Below are 19,702 nucleotides of genomic sequence, written 5' to 3' on the forward strand. Positions count from 1 at the left end.
GGCGCGAATTGTACGTGAAACATCCGTAAATCACAAGCCCGATTCGCAGAAAAAATGATTATTTTTCCAACATGGGGCGAATTATGCCTCAATTGCTTATTTGATGCAGCTTCAAATGCTATGAAACTATTAAAATTTCAAAAATAATTTCGAGAAATCAGCAGAAAAGTAGGATCGCTAACTATGAAAACCTGGTCTATTTCTCAAAAATATTGGCGAGAAGTGCGGGCAAAGTTAAGGCGATCTCATAAAGGCCATTTGCGATCGCCCAAATGAGATCCCGAATAGTACGGAACGATCGGTAAAAGGATAAAAGGTCGTTTCTCACTAGATAAATCGTGCCCTTACTTGCTATCTAGCCGTAGTACTACTTTTTGCAGTTTTATTTTCCGATTGTCTATTGGATCGCAAGTTTAGATCGTTTCCTCACCCTCTTGGTTTGATACGGGATCCTTGAATTTACGTAACTGATCATCCGGTTTAATTGCTCGGCTAAATAGCTCGCTTTAGTCGCCAGGGAGCGTATTACTATCCAACATAAAATATCGAAAAATTGCCCTTTGAAAGGAAAAACAATTAAGAGTGCCTATAATTATAAGAAATTGTATACGGAAGTATTAATGGGCAAAGCTCAGTTAAGCGAGTGACGCAAATTAATCACTATTGAGAAAACAATATTTCAAAGAGTTGAGAAACTCTGATGAAAGATGCTTTTCCTCAATTTCTAAAATGAGTTTAAGCGTAATTAAGAAATTACACGTAAATACGTTAAGCCGTCATTTTTTAAGACAATTTGGTGGATAGTACAGATGATTAAGGTACAATCGCCAGCAACCATTGCCCAAGACGTAAGAGTAAGTATTTATTGCCATGCCTATGGATATAGATCAAATCCGCGCCCTGTCTAATGATGATATGCAGGCGGTAAACCAGCTGATTCAACAACAAGTCGATTCTGATGTTGCCCTTATTAATCAGCTTGGCTTTTATATTGTAAACAGTGGCGGCAAACGCTTACGCCCCCTACTTACCGTGTTAAGTGCGCGAGCAATGGGCATAAGTAATAACGACCATCACACCCTGGCAGCCATTGTAGAATTTATTCATACCGCTACCCTGCTACACGACGATGTGGTTGACGAGTCGACCATGCGCAGAGGGCGTGAGACTGCAAATGCTATCTTTGGTAATCAGGCGTCGGTTCTAGTAGGCGACTTTCTTTATACTCGCTCTTTCCAAATGATGGTAAGCCTAAAGCGCATGCGCGTTATGGAAATACTGTCGGAAGCCACAAATCAAATTGCAGAAGGCGAAGTGTTGCAGTTGATGAATTGTAACGATGCCAGCACTACAGAAGACCGCTACTTTGACGTTATCTACGGCAAAACAGCGCGTTTGTTTGAAGCTGCTACACAGTTAGCGGCTGTGCTGACCGACCAAAATGACCACATTGAACACGCCATGCAAGAATACGGCAAGCACTTAGGTACTGCCTTTCAGCTAGCTGATGATATTCTTGACTACATGGCTGACAGCGAAGAAATGGGTAAAAATGCCGGTGACGACTTAGCTGAGGGTAAACCTACCCTGCCATTATTATACGCTATGTGGCACGCTAAGAATGACGACGACAAAGCACTCATTCAAGAAGCCATTGAGCAAAGCAATGGCCTACCACATTTAACCCGTATCCAAGGGATTATGGAAGAAACCGGCGCTTTGGACTACACACGTGAATGTGCACGAAAAGAAGTGCAAATGGCCATTGATAGCCTAAACGCTATAGAAGACTCTGAATACAAAGAAGCGCTTATTGCTTTGGCACATATTTCAATTGAGCGTACGAGCTAATTACCGACTGATGGTATGAAAAGGCGTGTTGTTATCAACACGCCTTTTTTTGTGGGAAAAACTGGATAGCACTTAAAACGTAGGCTTCAAACCTGTCGATACATAAAATGTCTTTGACGCTCCGACAAGCCATTTCAATAAAGAACTTTCTCTGCGCTGATTCATCATGAAAACAAACGTTTAGGCTAAGCGCATTTTTATAAGCTACCCTTCAAGCATAATGCCTATCAGGCCTACTAAGAAACCAAGAATACCACCAAGGGGTGGCAACCAATGGTTTTCCATGCGAATTTGCGGAGCAATATCTTGGAACACTGAATAAAGGATACCACCTGCAGCAAACAGCATGATCCCACTCATAACCACTGGGAATTGGGCTAAATAATAAAAGCCGAGCAAACTGAACAAGGGGCCAAGTAGCGCCATCAAAACAAAGATAACAATGAGTTTATTGCTACGCTGTTTGTTTTTGGGCAACATCTCTCTGTAGGCATTAAACCCTTCAGGTAGATTTTGAACCGCAATCAATAGGCCTAACAACATAGTGCCACCGCCTAGTGCTGCCGTCGTACCAAGGGCGATAGACTCAGGCACAAAATCACTTAGCATTGCGGCTAACTGGCTGCCTGCGGTTTTCTTTTTCGCTAGATAAATATCAAGGGCCATAAACGCTAAGGCACCGCCAACAAAGCACATTATGGCCGCCAATACCGATACGTCTTTTATGCCCTCTGGCACAAGCACAAGACCCACCGCCGAAATAAGCGCCCCAGCTCCTAACGCCAAAATCCCGTGACGTAACTCTTTTTCCAGCCACTTAGGTTGAATACCCTGGTAAGTCGCTAAAATAGCGCCAGCAGGCATCGCTAAGCCTGCCACTGTTGCCATTATCAATAAACCTACTATATCGCCTTGTGCCATAAAGACTCCTTTCTAGCCATTAATTGTGTACGCCTTCTAATTGATTACTGTACTCAGCACTATTGGTTTACCAATAATACCGGCCGCATAGATCATTACCCACTCAGCGAGATTTAAAATGTTCGTAATCGCGCCGTGTTACCGCAGGTATAGTGGTTCTACATCAAGGTGACACAACAAAAAAAACGTACATTTTAAACCCGTGTAACGAAAAAGAGCAGCCAAAGGCTGCTCTTTGCATTCATGACGGTGGGTTGTGTTAGCTATTAGCTATACACAAGAAAGCCGATTAATTTAAGTCCAAACCTCGGGTCATGTTCTCGTTCTTATCGCGATGCACGATAATGTTATCTTCAATACGAATACCGCCAAACGGCTTGTATGCATCAATAGTGTCCCAGTTGATGTATTTAGACGCAGGCGTCGCTTTTAGGTCACGAAGCAAGCTTTCGATGAAGTACAGGCCCGGCTCAATAGTAAACACCTGTCGGGCTTCAACCATACGCGTGCAGCGTAAGAACGGGTGGTCATCAGGAGCAGGTTTAGGCGTGCCTCTGTCATCATTGACTAGACCGCCTACATCGTGCACTTGTAACCCTAAGAAGTGACCAATGCCATGTGGGAAGAACGTGCGTGTAATACCCATTTCCACAATCTCAGGTGGCGTTAAATTCACCATGCCGGTGTCGTGAAGAATTTGCGCAATACCATCGTGGGCTAACAAGTGAATGTCTGTGTAGGCTACACCTGGCTTTAACGAATCAACTAAAGTCAGCGTTACCTTATCTACCGCCTGAATGAGGTCGCGAAACATTGCTGAATTCTGAACACCGTCTTGAGCATAAGTACGCGTAATATCTGCCGCATAGCCATGATAATTCGCACCCGCATCAATCAGAAACGAACGAGATTCTTTTGGCGCTACAGTATCGCACTGCATGTAGTGAAGAATTGAAGCGTGTTCGTTAAGTGCCACAATGCTGGTGTAAGGCACATCATTATCACCTTGCCGACTTGCCGTTGCGTAAGCAAGATTAATATCAAACTCGCTTTTTCCTTCACGGAAGGCTTGCGCAGCCGCTTTGTGCCCCGCTACCGCTAGCTTATTAGCTTCGCGCATGCAGTCTAGCTCGTAATCGGTTTTATAAGCACGTTGATAGTGCAAATAATGCAATACGCGGTCTGGATTCACGTTATCAAAACCCAGCGCCTTTGCCACTTCAATATATTCGCCTACATAGGCTAAACGGCTTTTATCGTAAGGCAGGAATTTCTCTACTGCATCGGCCTGTTGAAGTAGTTTAATGTCGAAGCTGTCAGTCCAGAAATCATTTGGCTCTGGCGGCACTTTATGCCAAAAGTCTTCTGGACGGTAGAAAATAAGCGTAGGCTTGTCTACGCCGTTTACCACCAGCCAACAGTTAGGGTTATCAATAACAGGCACCCATGCTTTGAACTGCGGGTTTACCTTGAATGGGTAATGATTATCGTCTAAGAAAAGGCGCTTGCCCTGCCCCGAATGAATCACTAGCCCGTCTAGCCCTTCTCGTTGTAATGCTTCGCGGGTACGAGCCTGAAGCTCTTCGATATGCTGTAGGTAGGTTGCTTTATGTTGCGACATAGCCCCTCTTATCTTTTTAGTCGTTAGTTAGCCACTAGTGTATCACGAGGCCAGTATGACATGCATACTGGCTCAGACCGCTGTGCTGTTGTATACGTTAAGTTTCCCATACTGGTAAAATAATAACGTAATGATAGGCGTACCCGTATACGCCTAACCTTGGATAGCTATCGCGGTGCTAGTTGCAGTGTACCTGTTACCGGATGAGTACTGACCGCATCCGCCGATGGGATCATATCGCGGGTAAGTTGAGGGAAGATATTCTCGTTTCCACCTAGCTGCTGATCGTAAATATGCTGATACGCCATCACCGCCTTCACGTAAGCACGGGTTTCTTTGTAGGGAATATTCTCAATCCAAATATCCACTGGTAGCGCTTCATTAGCAGGCAGCCATTCCAACACTTTGCGCCAACCAGCGTTATAAGATGCGGACACCAGCACTGGGTTATTGTTTAGCTTATCCATTAGATAACGCAGGTACTGCACCCCATAATCAACATTGTCGTCGACTTTGAACAGCTTGCTTCTACTTACTCTTTCTTTTGCCACGTAGCGTGCTGTTCCAGGCATTAACTGCATTAAACCTGCCGCTCCAACCGGCGAGATAGCATCGCTTCTAAACGAGCTTTCACGACGAGCAATAGCCATAGCCAGTGACTTTGAAATGCTATAGGCCTGTGACTTTTCACTGAATACATCGTTAAAGGCCAATGGGAATCGGCGTTCTACATCGTCCCAATAGCCACTTCGCGCAAAGCTGGTAATTGCCTGGTCGTACAGGCCCCACTCATAAGCAAGTATGCCTGCGTCAGCAACCTTCGACTCAGGCAAGTGGGACAGCAAGTAATACCACTCTCTACGCGCCTCTGTAGCTCTGTCTAACCTAAAAAACTCTACGGCACGCATGGTAGCAGGCGTTTTAGCCACACTCGCAATAGCTGCTGTATCTCTTGGTGCAGGCGTATGCGAAAGCGATGGAATTTCACCTACATGTGCACTTGCCATAAAGCCATAATAATGGCGCTCTTGCGCAAGTTCTTTATACAACACAGTTGCCTGCATGGTTTGACCAAGCGCTTCTAGGGCACGAGCTTTCCAATAGCGATAGTTTTCTTCTTGCTGCAAGTTAACAGGCGCGTTATCAATAACATCAATCACTTCCTGCCACTTTTTCATGCGCAATAAATGGGAAACATGCCATAGCTTTACGTCTTCACTGGCACCCTGAACATCAGCAAGTTCAAGCCAATGATGCGCTTGAGGAAGGCGGTCTAACGTGTAGCTAAGCGCTATCGCTCGACGCATAACGTGTTGCTGGGCTTGTGAGAATACTTGCTTATGCTTGTAGCGATTAAATACTTTGCCCGCTAAATCTGGGTTTCTCCACGCAAGTTTCTCTATTGCCCATACCATTACCTCAGCTTCATGCGATTTATTTTTAAGTGGGAAAAGCGCGGTTTTATTAACACGGCTGGTATCGCGGGTTACCGATAGCCATGCGTCTGCAATGTATTGCTTATCGCTAGGAAGTTGGCGCTTTAAGTAAGAGATAATACTTCGATTGTCTTCTTTTGCCGCAATTTCAATGCGTTTTATCACCATGTCTGGCGTCATCATGCCCGCTTTCTTCCACTTCGCAAAAAGCGGATCGCATTCGTCAGGCTGGGACTGACCATGTAGCCAAAGCGCATCTACTTCACGCAAAATATCCTGTTCGCTTTCACCTTCTTTTAAACGGTAATTCAGCGCAATACAGGTTAGTCGTGCACCCATGCCGGGACGATAATTTTCTAAAAACGTACTGCGATAATTGTTCTTTGCGAGATAGTTCAGCCACTTGTAACGCACGCCATAGCTAACGGGTTGACCGCTAAAGTCTTGTAAAAACTGTTTAACTTCGCGCTTCGTCCTAATTGACATAGTCCGCTCTAGTTTGAGTCTAAGCAGATATGGATAAAGTGGATAGTGTGCTAAATCATAAATGTCGTTATCAAGGCGTTGCAGGCTGCGTTTCGAGTAAGTGAGCAGCTTCTTTTCAACTTCTAAATAGCGGGCACGATCTTTTTCAAAAATATCATTGGGTAGCGTTAACGGCTGGGAAGCCCATGCACTAATAGAGAAAGCTAAAGAAAATGAGCAAGTAAATGCCCCCACAATGGTGGCGAGTACTTTATTGTTTTTTGCCAGCGACTGCTGACCTAACCACGAAGTAAAATAAAAACCAGACACAATAGAACTCCTACCCTGCTCTACACTCGAACGCTTATGAGCGCTGGCGACTTTGCCAAAACGAGCTGATTATAAAATGTTGCTGAAAAAGCAGCATTGCGACTGACCCACTACATTTTTTTACGAACGAGGGAAAATGTCAGTCTGGCTCCTTGCCAAAGAAGATGTTGTGCCAGCTGTCGTTAGCTATGCTTTACACACATAGTTGACGTGATTGTAGATTATTCTTTTGCTGGATTGGCGCTTTGGGCCAATAACGCTCATTATACAACCACCAATATCGAAATGAAGCGTGAATTCGATATTTAGACTTGAATTTAAGTCATCGGACCACTACCTTAGACAAATTGAAACGCTTGTTTGATTTTTTGTTGAAATTTTGTGTGGCTTTGTAAAGAATCTAGCCACCCTAACGCGTTAGTGAATGCATACGACCCTACAAATCAGTTGGATTACTTCACTAACATCCTGGCCAATGCCGAAGGAGATGATAATGATATACACAGGCAAAAGTCTTTCCGTCAGCCTGTTAGATGACGGCTTTGCTGAGCTGGTATTCGACGCCGAAGGTTCAGTAAACAAGTTCGACCGCCAAACAGTGAGCGAACTTGACGAAGCAACCCAAGCCCTACTTGCTAAAGGCGATGTTAAAGGCTTAGTAGTACGCAGTGCAAAACCTGCATTTATCGTAGGTGCAGATATCACCGAGTTCACTGGCCTTTTCGCTATGGACGATGCTGAAGTACTACAGTGGGTTGCTAATACGTCACAAGTATTCGACCGCTTCGAAGACCTACCATTCCCTACCATCGCTGCAGTTAACGGCTTCGCTCTTGGTGGCGGCTGTGAAATGGCATTGGCATGTGACATGCGTATTGCAGACACTACCGCTTCAATTGGTTTACCAGAAGTTAAGCTAGGCCTTATGCCTGGTTTTGGTGGTACGGTTCGTTTACCTCGTCTAATTGGTGCAGATAATGCGCTTGAGTGGATGACCACTGGCCGCGACAGAAAAGGCGCGAAAGCCCTTGCTGAAGGTGCGGTTGACGCAGTTGTTGCTCCAGAAGCACTCGTTGAAGGTGCGCTTTCAATGGTGAAAGACGCAGCTGACGGTAAACTTGACTGGCAAGCACGTCGTGCGGTTAAGAAAGCCCCACTACAGCTAAACAAAAACGAAGCTATGATGAGCTTCTCTACTGCTCAAGCCATGGTATTCGCACAAGCTGGTAAACATTACCCGGCACCGCACAAAATGGTTGAGACTGTTCAAAAAGCAGCAGGCTTAGACCGTGACGGCGCACTTAAGCTTGAAAACGAAGGCTTTGTAGCGCTTGCGAAAACAGACGCTGCGAAAGCACAAATTGGTATTTTCCTTGCCGACCAGCTAGTTAAGAGCAAAGGTAAAAAGCAAGCGAAAGCGGCAACCAAGCAATCTAAGCTTAACGCTGTGCTAGGTGCAGGCATCATGGGTGGCGGTATTGCATACCAAAGCGCTGTGAAAGGCACACCGGTAATCATGAAAGACATTAACCAAGGTGCACTAGACCTTGGCCTTTCAGAAGCGGCAAAAATTCTTGGCAAAGGCATGAAGCGCGGTAAAGTTGATGCGACTAAAATGGCGCAAACACTTAACGCTATCACCCCTACCCTTGAGTACAGCACGCTTAAAGATGCAGACCTTGTTATTGAAGCGGTTGTAGAGAACCCAAAAGTAAAAGGTATTGTGCTTAAAGAAGTAGAAGACAATGTAGCTGACGACGCTATCATCACTTCAAACACTTCTACTATTTCTATCAATCAGCTAGCTGAAAGCCTAGACAAGCCAGAGCGCTTCTGTGGTATGCACTTCTTCAACCCAGTGCACCGCATGCCGCTTGTTGAAATTATTCGTGGCGAAAAAACCTCTGAAGAAACCATCAATGCAGTAGTAGCCGCTACCCTTAAAATGGGCAAAACCCCAATTGTGGTTAACGACTGCCCAGGGTTCTTGGTAAACCGCGTATTGTTCCCATACTTTGCAGGCTTCAGTAAGCTTCTTATCGACGGCGCAGACTTCGTTGCAGTTGATAAAGTAATGGAAAAAATCTTCGGCTGGCCAATGGGCCCGGCTTACCTAATGGACGTTGTAGGTATCGACACGGGCGATCACGCAGCAGACGTGATGGCAGCGGGTATTCCAGAGCGTATGGCTCGCCTAGACAACGACCCTGTAACACTGTTCTACAAAGAAGAGCGTTTAGGTCAGAAGAACGGTAAAGGTTTCTACAACTACGGTGTTGATAAGCGCGGCAAGCCGAAGAAAACACCTGCTGAAGAAGCCTACGCACTAATGGCACCTCACGTAGCTGAAAAGACAGACTTTGAAGCTGACGACATTATTGCACGCCTTATGATCCCTATGGCAAACGAAGCAATTCGCTGCCTAGAAGAAGGCATTGTAGATAGCGCAGCTGAAGCAGATATGGCGCTACTTTACGGCTTAGGTTTCCCTCCATTCCGCGGTGGTATTTTCCGTTGGATTGAAACCATTGGCTTGGCGAACTTTGTTGCTATGGCAGACAAGTACGCTGAACTTGGTCCAATTTATCAGATTTCAGATGGCGTTCGTGAAATGGCCGCTTCTGGTAAATCCTATTTCGCATAAGACCCGGAGGAAAAACTAATGAAAGAAGTGGTCGTAATCGATTGCGTACGTACCCCAATGGGTCGTTCAAAAAACGGTGTTTTCAGAAATGTGCGTGCAGAAGACCTATCTGCAGCGCTAATGACCGCGCTACTAGAGCGTAACCCTGGCGTAAACCCAGCGGAAATTGAAGACATCATTTGGGGCTGTGTTCAGCAAACTAAAGAACAAGGCTTCAATGTTGCACGTAACGCGCAATTACTAACACAAATTCCACGCACGACTGGCGCGGTAACGGTAAACCGTTTATGTGGTTCATCAATGCAAGCCCTTCACGATGCAACAAGCGGCATCATGAGCGGCCGTGGTGACATTTACATGATTGGTGGTGTTGAGCACATGGGTCACGTACCGATGAACTACAACATCGACTTCCACCCAGGTCTTGCTAAGTACACGGCGAAAGCGTCGGGCATGATGGGTATGACTGCCGAGCTACTTGGCCGTCAAAACGGTATTACTCGTGAGCAGCAAGACGCATTTGGCGCACGTTCGCACCAGCTAGCGCACAAAGCACACCTTGAAGGCCGCTGGGCTAACGAGATTGTGCCTGTTGAAGGTCACGATGCAAACGGCGTATTAAAGCTAATTGACTACGATGAAGTAGTACGCCCAGAAAGCACGGCTGAGAGCATGGCGGCACTTCGCCCTGTGTTTGACCCAGTAAACGGTACGGTTACGGCGGGTACGTCTTCTGCGCTGTCTGACGGTGCATCAGGTATGCTGCTTATGTCAGCAGACCGTGCGAAAGAGCTTGGCCTAACGCCACGTGCGAAAATTCGCGCAATGGCTGTGGCTGGTTGTGATGCGGCAATTATGGGTTATGGCCCAGTTCCGGCTACACAAAAAGCCCTTAAGCGCGCTGGCCTTACTATGGACGATATTGAACTTGCTGAGTTTAACGAAGCGTTCGCCGCACAGGCACTATCGTGCATTAAGCAACTAGGTTGGATGGACCACCTAGATACTAAGATTAACCTTAACGGTGGTGCGATTGCACTTGGTCACCCACTAGGTTGTTCTGGCTCACGTATCTCAGGTACGCTTATCAACTTAATGGAATCACAAGACGTAAGCCTAGGCTTAGCGACTATGTGTATTGGTTTAGGTCAAGGTATTGCTACCGTATTTGAGCGTGTATAAGCGTTTAAATAAGCGCTTTTAAAGCTAAATTTTGAAAAGGGCCTTCGGGCCCTTTTTTGTTTCCGTGAACAAGAAAACTAAAATGCTAAATTAGAAAGTGGGCTGACAACACCATTAGCCCCTTGTTGAAGTATATGGGTATAGATTTGAGTAGTTCTAACATCGGCGTGACCTAGCTGGTCTTGCACTGTTCTGATGTCTGCACCTGATTGCAGTAAATGCGTAGCAAATGAGTGACGAAGCGTGTGTGGCGTAACATGCTTAATTATTCCCGCATCACTTGAAGCACGACTTACCGCGCGCTGTATCTGTTTTTCATCAATATGATGACGCCGTAATAGCTTGCTTTCTGGGTCAATACTTAACTTTGATGCAGGGAACAAATACTGCCATTCCAGCGTTTTATTGCGCTGTTGATACTTTTTCCTCAATCCATGTGGAATCCAAGCACCAGCAAAGTCTGGCACCATCAAATCTCGTTGTAAAAGTTTTTCACTTTCACTTATATGATTTTTTAAAAGTGGGATAAGTGATTCTGACAGCGTTACCACTCGATGCTTGCCCCCTTTCCCAAACCAAATTCTCACACACTTGTAGTCGAAGTCTATATCTCCCGTTCTGAGGCGCACGCACTCCATTAATCGAAGGCCACTTCCATAAAGGAGTGCTACCGCTAAGTAATGATGGGTAGGCACCCTACCAAGCAATGCTTTTACTTCTAACTGGGTTAACACAACTGGCAGCTTTCTTTCCCTTCCACTTCCCACAAAATTCATTTCTGAAGGTAGTGGTTGTTCTAAATATTTATTGTAAAGAAACACTAATGCGTTAAGTGCGGTGGCTTGTGTAGACCGCGCATTTTTTCGCTTGGTAGATAGATGCGTAAGGTATGCTTCAACGTGCAACACGTCGAGATCTTTCGGATGCTGAAATTTGTGAAAACGAATGTAGTCTGAAATCCAGTTTATATAGGTTTGTATAGTACGCTTTGCATAGCGCTTCAGCATCATGTGCTCGTACAGGGATTTAATAAACTGAGACTTCATATTCGACTCCAAAATAAAAGAAGTCTATTTAAAAAATCACAATGAAATAACTGACTTTAGTACCTGTTTTGTTGCAAAGGCACTCACAAAATATCCCAAAATCACCTGCAACCCGATTTGGTGTTTTTAGCTTTTGAGTAAAATACACCAAAAACGTATTTTACTAATCCTATCGATAGGTTATGGTTTAAGAATACTTAAAACCAAACGGACAAAAACCCCGTTATGGTTCGTTAAATCGCCCCGTTTAGGGAACGATTAAATTGTTAGGCGTCATTTACTTACCGCATTAAAAAGTTGGTTCAGCTGTGACATTTCAGCATCAAGGCTGTTTCGCTAGGTTGTCTTCACGGTTAGCTTTGTTGGTAGTTTCAACGACTTTAGCAACGCGCTTTTCATCAGCATCGCAATGACAACATTCTGCATCATCAGTCTTCTAAACTCGCTCTTTTATCCAGCAATGTCCTTAACATCTGGCATTTCGCACAGGGTTGTTTTATCTTAAATTCAATTATTTAAACACGCGGTCTATTTGGCTAGTGGTGGCAGCAAAGCTGCGTACGTTCCTTTGTACGCCTAACAAAACGCTGTTGGCACTCCCTTCGGTCGCTGGGACGCTAACACGTGGGCTGACTCACTTCGTTCGGATTTTAGCCCACGTGCTAGCGCCCCAAAGCTTAGCGTTAGGCGTCATTTACTTACAGCATTAAAAAGTGGGTTCAACCGTGACATTCCCGCATCAAGGTTGTTTCGCTAGGTTGTCTTTACGGCTTGCTTTTTCGGTAGTTTCATCGGCTTTAGCAACGCCCTTTTCATCAACATCGCAACGCCAACATTCAACATCACCAGTTTTCTAAACTCGCTCTTTTATCCAGCAATGTCGTTAACATCTGGCTTTTCGCACAGGGTTGTTTTATCTTAAATTCAATAATTTAAACACGCGGCCTAATTGGCTAGTGGTGGCAGCAAAGCTGCGTACGTTCCTTTGTACGCCTAACAAAACGCTGTTGGCACTCCCTTCGGTCGCTGGGACGCTAACACGTGGGCTGACTCACTTCGTTCGGATTTTAGCCCACGCGCTAGCGCCCCAAAGCTTAGCGTTATGTGCTTGGAGTAACATGCAGAAAGAAAACGGTGATACGGAAATTGCTTTTTTGGCAGCGTTGGCATTGTGGCTAGTTACTATTGGTTCGGGCTGGTTATCCAAGGTAGTTTTCGAAATGTGGCAAGATGGAAGCTCCATTGAATTTGTTAGCCGAAAAGCAAGAATCCTTAATCATTTTCCAATATCGTTTATTTTCTTTCTCTCTCTGGTAGTTTTAGCAATAATGTTCTTTTATGCAGCCAAGCAGACGCTTAAGTTTGTTACCTATTTGCGCAATTAATATGCTGTTGTTTTTAAACGCACATAACAAACAAATTATGGCACTCGCTGTCGCTCGCTGGGACGCAAACATGTGCGCGGCTTCGCCATTTTTGCACACATGTCAGCGCCCCATATTTGGAAGTTAGGCGTCATTTACTTACAGCATTAAAATGTGGGTTAAACCGTGACATTCCAGTATCAAGGTTGTTTCACCAGGTTGTCTTTACAGCTTGCTTTTTCGGTAGTTTCAACGGCTTTAGCAACGTACTTTTCATCACACAGCAACGCCGACATTCTGCATCACCAGTCTTCTAAACTCGCTCTTTTATCCAGCAATGTCGTTAACATCTGGCTTTTCGCACAGGGTTGTTTTATCTTAATTTCAACAATTTAAATAAGTGGCCTTATCGGCTCGTGGTGGCAGCAAAGCTGCGTACTTACCTTTGTACGCCTAACAAAACGCTGTTGGCACTCCCTCCGGTCGCTGGGACGCTAACACGTGGGCTGGCTCGCTTCGCTCGGATTTTAGCCCACGTGCTAGCGCCCCAAAGCTTAGCGTTATAAGCAAGGGGTCAGAGTTGCACTTTAAATTTGATGAAAAAGCTTACAAAGCCTATCACAAAATATTATTGCCAAGTCTTTGGCTCTGGGCTCTCATAATTTTTATTATTCATAAAGAATTTGGTCTAAATACAGTTTTTGTTATTATTTTTGCAGTACCTGCTTTTGCATACTCAGCTTCCCACCTTAGATTTTGGAATAGAACATTGAAGGAAAAGAAGCAAGAAAAAATTGTTGTTAGCAAAGGGTGTTTTAAGTTTGAGAACGAAATTACTGGTTATAAAATCGCTAAACCATTGGGTGATATTGTAAGTGTAAAAACTTCCAATTTTCTTTTCATTCCAAGAGTTTCAATTAACTTTAAGAATAATGAAGTTTTAAGTTTAAGTTGGGTCCAAAATCGAGATGGTTTGGTCAACAAGCTTCGGTCGTAAAGCCTTGCTTATAACAACACGCTCAAGCCTCTCCCTTCGGTCGCTGGGACGCCTATACGCGGGGCGGCTTCGCCATTATGCCCCACGCATCTGTGCCCCTTAGCTTAAAGTTAGGCGTCATTTACTTACAGCATAAAAAGGTGGGTTTAACCGTGACATTACAGCATCAAGGTTGTTTCGCTAGGTTGTCTTTACAGCTTGCTTTTTCTGTAGTTTCGACGGCTTTAGCAACGCGCTTTTTATCAAAAAAAGCAACGCCAACATTTAACATCATCCGTCTTCTAAACTCGCTCTTTTATCCAGCATTACCGTTAACATCTGGCTTTTCGCACAGGGTTGTTTTATCTTAATTTCAATAATTTAAATAAGTGGCCGTATCGGCTAGTGGTGGCAGCAAAGCTGCGTACTTCCAGTTGTACGCCTAACAAAACGCTCAAGCCTCTCCCTTCGGTCGCTGGGACGCTAACATGTGGGCTGACTCACTTCGTTCGGATTATAGCCCACATGCTAGCGCCCCTTAGCTTAAAGTTATATTGCAAGGAAGCTCACCATAATATGAATTCAAAACGATTTCCTATGCATAAGCTCTTTTTTGCTTTATTACTATCATCTAAAGCTAGAATTTTGTTTTCATTACTGGGGTTAGTCGTTGGAGCAATGCTAAATTACGATCCAAGCATTGTGAGTATTAGCTATTTAGAACTACTGGCAATTAGCACGCCCTTTACTCTACTAGGTTTATTTATCGGTTTTTTAGTCGACTCATACCTAAATAGTTCAAATAGTAATACTGAAAAACGTGACCACAATTTTCAACCTGAACCTACGGGCGGCAGCGGTCATAGTGACTAAGCAATATAACAAACAAATTATGGCACTCGCTGTCGCTCGCTGGGACGCAAACACGTGCGCGGCTTCGCCATTATTGCACACGTGTTTGCGCCCCATATTTGGAAGTTAGGCGTCATTTACTTACAGCATTAAAAAGTAGGTTCCGCCGTGACATTACAGCATCAAGGCCGTTTCTTTAGGTTGTCTTTGCGGTTTGCTTTTTCGGTAGTTTTAACGGCTTTAACAACGTGCTTTTTTCAACACCGCAACGCCAACATTTGACATCACTAGCTTTTCAAACTCGCTCTTTTGTCCAGCAATGCCGTTAACATCTGGCATTTCGAACAGGGTTGTTTTATCTTAAATTCAATAATTTAAACAAGTGGCCGTATCGGCTAGTGGTGGCAGCAAAGCTGCGTACTTTCAGTTGTACGCCTAACAAAACGCTGTTGGCACTCCCTCCGGTCGCTGGGACGCTAACACGTGGGCTGGCTCGCTTCGCTCGGATTTTAGCCCACGTGCTAGCGCCCCAAAGCTTAGCGTTATGTTCTTTAAATGGATTTAGTAGTTTGAATAAAAGCGGAAAATTTAAACTTTGGTTATTAGCTTTAGTTGTCTGCATTGTTGGCTTTCAGTTTTCTGAGCCTAGCATGACTTTTTATGCTAACCCGTTTTATATCAGCAGCTTCGTTTTCGCTATAGCAATATTAATAAATACCCTGAATTACTTTTGTCCACAGTGTAAAAGAAATCAAGTTGTGGTTTCGTTAAAGCAGTTTAAGCTACCTAATGATACATGCCGCAATTGTGGTTATACGTTCGGCAAAAATGATGTTAAGTAACTTCAGTGGCTTAGAACATAACAAAAAAATTAAGTCACTCACTTCGTTCGCTGGGACGCATACATGCGGGGCGGCTTCGCCATTATGCCCCACATGTCCGCGCCCCTTATTTAAAAGTTAGCTCTATCAAAAGGATCGTCACATGAATAAAGGTTTTATTTTAGCATTATCATTAATTTGTTCGGTTGCAGCAGCGAATGAAAATAAAGTTATAAGCTACTCAAGCGAATCTCAGGAAGGTCAAGAACACTTTTTCCTAATTGGAACGCAAGAAGGGAGCTATACAATTAAATCTTGGCAGTTCGATATGGAAAAGGCTACTTGGGATGGTAAGGGAGAGCCTAAATTAACGATCGGTAAGGCTATTGATAAAGCATATAAGTATTTTAACAAAACAGAGTCTGACCTTGGTGTTAAAGAAGTCCAATTTAAACCTGCTTTTAGCCGAGAGGGAACCGTTATTTGGTACTACCTTGTCACTCTGACAACTCTACCTTACAAGTTTAACTCTGATGAATTTGAAATTGTAGTCTTACTAAGTGGTGAACTTCTTGAGCCTAATGGTAAATAGAGCTAACAAGGCAATCAAACGGACGCGTAACGCTTGGCTCGCGCTCGTTCCTCGCCGATTTTAGCCAAGCATTACTTGCCGCTTATTGTGGCGTTAGGCGTCATTTACTTACAGCATAAAAAAGTGGGTTTAACCATGACATTAAAGCATCAAGGCTGTTTCGCTAGGTTGTCTTTGCGGCTGGCTCTTGTTGCTGTATAAACGACTTTAGCAACGCGCTTTTCACCAGTATCGCAACGCCACCATTCTGCATCTCCAATTGTTTAAACTCGCTCTTTTATCCAGTATTGTCGTTAACATCTGGCATTTCGCACAGGGTTGTTTTATCTTAAATTCAATAATTTAAACACGCGATCTAATTGGCTAGTGGTAGCAGCAAAGCTGCGTACATTTCGGTGTACGCCTAACAAAACGCTGTTGGCACTCCCTTCGGTCGCTGGGACGCTAACACGGGGCCGCTTCGCGATTATAGCCCCATGTTAGCGCCCCAAAGCTTAGTGTTAGGTGCTAATGGATAAACATTACCTTTCGTGGATTATTGGAATTTCTCTCTGCATAATTGCTCCAGCCGTTATGTTCTCTGTATTTGGCCCTAACCCTTTAACTCTATTGTTTGTTTGCACCATCAGTGGAGCAGCAATGATTTACAGCATTAAACTTGAAACAAGTGCGCTAAAAGAAAAAAAGATAGACGTAAGCCAAGGGAGTAAAACAGGAAATGCGTTGGCAAAATGGCTCGGGATTGTAATGTTATTGGTCATTGTTTTGCCCATTTTACTGCGAGTGTTCGAGGTTTTATGAAGCACGCACCTAACAAGCCAATAAACACACTCACTACGTTCGCTGGGACGCATACACGTGGGGCGGCTTCGCCATTATGCCCCACATGCCTGCGCCCGCTATTGGAAAGTTAGGCGTCATTTACTTACAGCATTAAAATGTTGGTTCAGAAGTGACATTCCAGCATCAAGGCTGTTTCATTAGGTTGTGTTTACGGCTTGCTTTTTCGGTAGTTTCAACGGCTTTAGCAACGGGCTTTTCATCAACTCAGCAACGCCAGTATTCTGCATCATCAGCTTTCTAAACTCGCTCTTTTATTCAGCAATGTCGTTAACATCTGGCATTTCACACAGGGTTGTTTTATCTTAAATTCAATAATTTAAACGCGCGGCCTAATTGGCTAGTGGTGGCAGCAAAGCTGCGTACTCTAAGTTGTACGCCTAACAAAACGCTGTTGGCACTCCCTCCGGTCGCTGGGACGCTAACACGGGGCCGCTTCGCGATTATAGCCCCATGTTAGCGCCCCAAAGCTTAGTGTTAACTGCAATCGGAAAGGAGTTCGGATGAACTATCAGGCGGTAAATTTCAAAAACAAGTTGGGTCTTTTCAATGAGCAGTGGTCACCTAAGGTGATTACTGAGATGAATGACTATCAGTTCAAGGTCGTTAAAATTCAGGGCGAGTTCGTGTGGCATGACCACAAAGATACAGATGAAACTTTCATCGTGCTTGAGGGTAGTCTCAGAATCGATTTCAGAGATGGGCATGTGAATCTCTCTGAGGGCGAAATGTACGTTGTCCCTAAGGGAATCGAACACAAGCCTTTTGCGGAAAATGAGGCGAAAGTTTTGCTTATCGAGCCGCGGGGAGTTGTGAATACTGGCGAGGAGACTGGGAGCCAAACAGCTGAAAACGATGTTTGGATCTAAAGCAGTTAACAATCGCAGGCACGGCGACGTCTTTTCCATTGCGGCTTCGCCTCCATTCCAAAGCCGCGCATGCTGCGGGCGTTATGTGACAGGTGGAAAATTAAACTTTTATGGCCTTAAGTGAATTCGAAATAAAGAAGATAGAAAAAGCTGCCAACGCTTTTTTAAATAAGCGTAGGCCACCAGTGCATATTAGAAATGAGTTAGACATTGGTTGGCGGCTGGAGAAGCAATCAGTTTATATATATGAAACGCGTCCTGTTTGGAACAGCCCAAATGAATATCATGACCTGGACATGGCTAAAGCAACTTTTATCCGCGCTCAAGGTAAATGGAAAATTTTCTGGATGCGACAAGATCTAAAATGGCATGGCTATGAGCCAAATATGTATGTAAAAACTATTGAGCAAGTCTTTGCCGTTATAGATCATGATGAATACGCTTGTTTTTTTGGGTAAGTCACATAACAAACAAATTAAGTTCGCCCGCTGTGCGGGCTGGGACGCAAACACGTGGGCGGCTTCGCCATTTTCGCCCACATGTCTGCGCCCCTTATTTGGAAGTTAGGTGCTAATGGTTAAACATTACCTTTCATGGATTATTGGAATTTCTCTCTGCATAATTGCTCCAGCCGTTATGTTCTCTGTATTTGGTCCTAATCCTTTAACTCTATTGTTTGTTTGCACCATCAGTGGTGCAGCAATGATTTACAGCATTAAACTTGAAGCAAGTGCGCTAAAAGAAAAAAAGATAGACGTAAGCCAAGGAAGTAAAACAGGAAATGCGTTGGCAAAATGGCTCGGTATTATAATGTTATTGGTTATTGTTTTGCCCATTTTACTGCGAGTGTTCGGGTTTTTATGAAGCACGCACCTAACAAAAAAATTAAGTCACTCACTTCGTTCGCTGGGACGCATACATGCGGTGCGGCTTCGCCATTATGCCCCACATGCCTGCGCCCCTTATTTGAAAGTTAGCTATTTTGGTGAACATGCTATTTTCATTCGCTATTTTTTTACTCTATTTGTCACCAATTGCCTTTGTATTCCTATACTCTAAATATGAATATCAGCATTCATTAGCGGACAGTTTTAAAAGGTGGAGAAATTCCAAAATAATTGGCATTGTAGTCTTCGCTGTGTTGACTTTTTTCATAGTTACTACTGAAGGTACAAGCTGGAGATTATCAACTTATTGGTATTTGCTATGGGAACCGGGTTTAAGTATAAGCCTCATCGTATTCTCCAAACCTGCCAGTGAGATCATAGAAGGCTTCTCTTCACTAGATTATTTCGGCGAGGATTTTGGACATATTCTAGGGTGGTTCGGTCTGTTATATGTATCATATGTACTTGGGGTTGAAGTTTTAAGGCATAGCTAACAACCCAATCAACACTCTCACTGCGTTCGCTGGGACGCATACACGTGGGGCGGCTTCGCCATTATGCCCCACATGTCTGCGCCCGTTATTGGAAAGTTATGTGCTTGGAGTAACATGCAAAAAGAAAACGGCGATACTGAGATTGCTTTTTTGGCAGCTCTCTTTTACTGGGTAGTAACTATTGCAACTGGCTGGATGTCAAAATCTGTTTTCGAAGCATGGCAAAACGGAACAGCTTTCGAGCTAGTGAGCAGAAAGGCTAGATTTCTAAATTTTTTCCCTACCTGGTTCGTTTTTATAGTTTCTATAGTAGCTGTAGCATTTATGGCTTTTTTTGCGGTCAAGCAAACGCATAAGTTTGTCCGTTATCTGCGTGATTAATATGCTGCTGTTTTTAAACGCACATAACAAACCTCTCAAGGCTCTCGCTTCGCTCGCTGGGACGCTAACACATGGGCTGCGTCACTTCGTTCCTAATTTTAGCCCATGTGTTATCGCCCCTTAGTGGGGT

16 protein-coding genes are annotated in these 19,702 nt (G+C 44.3%); 12 read left to right on the forward strand and 4 right to left on the reverse strand.

Annotated elements, in window-relative coordinates; genetic code table 11:
• Positions 1-876: 876 nt before the first annotated feature.
• Positions 877-1,851 (forward strand): octaprenyl diphosphate synthase, encoded by a 975-nt coding sequence (ispB, locus tag V7R55_RS09090; protein ID WP_334059200.1) that lies wholly within the window; start codon positions 877-879, stop codon positions 1,849-1,851.
• A gap of 204 nt (positions 1,852-2,055) precedes the next feature.
• On the opposite strand, the gene V7R55_RS09095 is transcribed toward ispB, so the two are convergent.
• The 3 genes from V7R55_RS09095 to V7R55_RS09105 all read right to left on the reverse strand — a co-directional run bounded on the left by V7R55_RS09095 (position 2,056) and on the right by V7R55_RS09105 (position 6,624).
• Positions 2,056-2,772, reverse strand: coding sequence for a ZIP family metal transporter (locus V7R55_RS09095; protein WP_334059181.1), 717 nt, complete (start codon positions 2,770-2,772; stop codon positions 2,056-2,058).
• A gap of 289 nt (positions 2,773-3,061) precedes the next feature.
• Positions 3,062-4,393: a Xaa-Pro dipeptidase gene (gene pepQ, locus V7R55_RS09100; RefSeq protein WP_334059182.1), complete on the reverse strand. Its 1,332-nt coding sequence runs from the start codon at positions 4,391-4,393 to the stop codon at positions 3,062-3,064.
• Between the two features lie 167 nt (positions 4,394-4,560).
• On the reverse strand, positions 4,561-6,624 hold the full coding sequence (locus tag V7R55_RS09105) for a transglycosylase SLT domain-containing protein (RefSeq protein ID WP_334059183.1): 2,064 nt from the start codon (positions 6,622-6,624) through the stop codon (positions 4,561-4,563).
• A gap of 493 nt (positions 6,625-7,117) precedes the next feature.
• Here V7R55_RS09105 and fadB point away from each other — a divergent pair, with 493 nt between their 5' ends.
• Both fadB and fadA read left to right on the forward strand, forming a co-directional pair.
• Entirely contained in the window at positions 7,118-9,268 is a 2,151-nt protein-coding gene (fadB, locus tag V7R55_RS09110; RefSeq protein WP_334059184.1) for a fatty acid oxidation complex subunit alpha FadB, read from the forward strand.
• A gap of 18 nt (positions 9,269-9,286) precedes the next feature.
• Positions 9,287-10,450, forward strand: a complete 1,164-nt coding sequence (gene fadA / locus V7R55_RS09115) for an acetyl-CoA C-acyltransferase FadA (protein ID WP_024015658.1) — start codon at positions 9,287-9,289, stop codon at positions 10,448-10,450.
• A gap of 77 nt (positions 10,451-10,527) precedes the next feature.
• On the opposite strand, the gene V7R55_RS09120 is transcribed toward fadA, so the two are convergent.
• Positions 10,528-11,496, reverse strand: a complete 969-nt coding sequence (locus tag V7R55_RS09120; protein WP_334059185.1) for an integron integrase — start codon at positions 11,494-11,496, stop codon at positions 10,528-10,530.
• 1,118 nt (positions 11,497-12,614) lie between these two features.
• Here V7R55_RS09120 and V7R55_RS09125 point away from each other — a divergent pair.
• The 9 genes from V7R55_RS09125 (at position 12,615) to V7R55_RS09165 (ending at position 19,572) form a co-directional block, all read left to right on the forward strand.
• Positions 12,615-12,881: a hypothetical protein gene (locus V7R55_RS09125; RefSeq protein ID WP_333973794.1), complete on the forward strand. Its 267-nt coding sequence runs from the start codon at positions 12,615-12,617 to the stop codon at positions 12,879-12,881.
• A gap of 559 nt (positions 12,882-13,440) precedes the next feature.
• Positions 13,441-13,857 (forward strand): hypothetical protein, encoded by a 417-nt coding sequence (locus tag V7R55_RS09130; protein ID WP_334059186.1) that lies wholly within the window; start codon positions 13,441-13,443, stop codon positions 13,855-13,857.
• Positions 13,858-14,412: 555 nt separating this feature from the next.
• Entirely contained in the window at positions 14,413-14,709 is a 297-nt protein-coding gene (locus V7R55_RS09135; RefSeq protein ID WP_334059187.1) for a hypothetical protein, read from the forward strand.
• Between the two features lie 963 nt (positions 14,710-15,672).
• Positions 15,673-16,101, forward strand: a complete 429-nt coding sequence (locus tag V7R55_RS09140; protein ID WP_334059188.1) for a hypothetical protein — start codon at positions 15,673-15,675, stop codon at positions 16,099-16,101.
• A gap of 510 nt (positions 16,102-16,611) precedes the next feature.
• On the forward strand, positions 16,612-16,902 hold the full coding sequence (locus V7R55_RS09145) for a hypothetical protein (protein WP_334059189.1): 291 nt from the start codon (positions 16,612-16,614) through the stop codon (positions 16,900-16,902).
• A 542-nt stretch (positions 16,903-17,444) separates the two neighbouring features.
• Positions 17,445-17,810, forward strand: a complete 366-nt coding sequence (locus tag V7R55_RS09150; protein ID WP_334059190.1) for a cupin domain-containing protein — start codon at positions 17,445-17,447, stop codon at positions 17,808-17,810.
• Positions 17,811-17,920: 110 nt separating this feature from the next.
• On the forward strand, positions 17,921-18,268 hold the full coding sequence (locus V7R55_RS09155) for a DUF3024 domain-containing protein (RefSeq protein WP_071951667.1): 348 nt from the start codon (positions 17,921-17,923) through the stop codon (positions 18,266-18,268).
• 115 nt (positions 18,269-18,383) lie between these two features.
• Positions 18,384-18,674, forward strand: a complete 291-nt coding sequence (locus V7R55_RS09160; protein WP_334059191.1) for a hypothetical protein — start codon at positions 18,384-18,386, stop codon at positions 18,672-18,674.
• Between the two features lie 631 nt (positions 18,675-19,305).
• Positions 19,306-19,572, forward strand: coding sequence for a hypothetical protein (locus V7R55_RS09165; RefSeq protein WP_334059192.1), 267 nt, complete (start codon positions 19,306-19,308; stop codon positions 19,570-19,572).
• Positions 19,573-19,702 lie beyond the last annotated feature (130 nt).

It is taken from the genome of Alteromonas sp. S005, from assembly GCF_036864475.1.
In the GTDB taxonomy this organism is placed as follows: Bacteria; Pseudomonadota; Gammaproteobacteria; order Enterobacterales; family Alteromonadaceae; genus Alteromonas.

What these genes read in the sequence shown, in the direction of transcription:
- ispB (WP_334059200.1), top strand. Translation starts at nt 877, where the DNA reads ATGGATATAGATCAAATCCGCGCCCTGTCTAATGATGATATGCAGGCG.
- V7R55_RS09095 (WP_334059181.1), bottom strand. Translation starts at nt 2,772, where the DNA reads ATGGCACAAGGCGATATAGTAGGTTTATTGATAATGGCAACAGTGGCA.
- pepQ (WP_334059182.1), bottom strand. Translation starts at nt 4,393, where the DNA reads ATGTCGCAACATAAAGCAACCTACCTACAGCATATCGAAGAGCTTCAG.
- fadB (WP_334059184.1), top strand. Translation starts at nt 7,118, where the DNA reads ATGATATACACAGGCAAAAGTCTTTCCGTCAGCCTGTTAGATGACGGC.
- fadA (WP_024015658.1), top strand. Translation starts at nt 9,287, where the DNA reads ATGAAAGAAGTGGTCGTAATCGATTGCGTACGTACCCCAATGGGTCGT.
- V7R55_RS09120 (WP_334059185.1), bottom strand. Translation starts at nt 11,496, where the DNA reads ATGAAGTCTCAGTTTATTAAATCCCTGTACGAGCACATGATGCTGAAG.
- V7R55_RS09125 (WP_333973794.1), top strand. Translation starts at nt 12,615, where the DNA reads ATGCAGAAAGAAAACGGTGATACGGAAATTGCTTTTTTGGCAGCGTTG.
- V7R55_RS09135 (WP_334059187.1), top strand. Translation starts at nt 14,413, where the DNA reads ATGAATTCAAAACGATTTCCTATGCATAAGCTCTTTTTTGCTTTATTA.
- V7R55_RS09140 (WP_334059188.1), top strand. Translation starts at nt 15,673, where the DNA reads ATGAATAAAGGTTTTATTTTAGCATTATCATTAATTTGTTCGGTTGCA.
- V7R55_RS09145 (WP_334059189.1), top strand. Translation starts at nt 16,612, where the DNA reads ATGGATAAACATTACCTTTCGTGGATTATTGGAATTTCTCTCTGCATA.
- V7R55_RS09150 (WP_334059190.1), top strand. Translation starts at nt 17,445, where the DNA reads ATGAACTATCAGGCGGTAAATTTCAAAAACAAGTTGGGTCTTTTCAAT.
- V7R55_RS09155 (WP_071951667.1), top strand. Translation starts at nt 17,921, where the DNA reads ATGGCCTTAAGTGAATTCGAAATAAAGAAGATAGAAAAAGCTGCCAAC.
- V7R55_RS09160 (WP_334059191.1), top strand. Translation starts at nt 18,384, where the DNA reads ATGGTTAAACATTACCTTTCATGGATTATTGGAATTTCTCTCTGCATA.
- V7R55_RS09165 (WP_334059192.1), top strand. Translation starts at nt 19,306, where the DNA reads ATGCAAAAAGAAAACGGCGATACTGAGATTGCTTTTTTGGCAGCTCTC.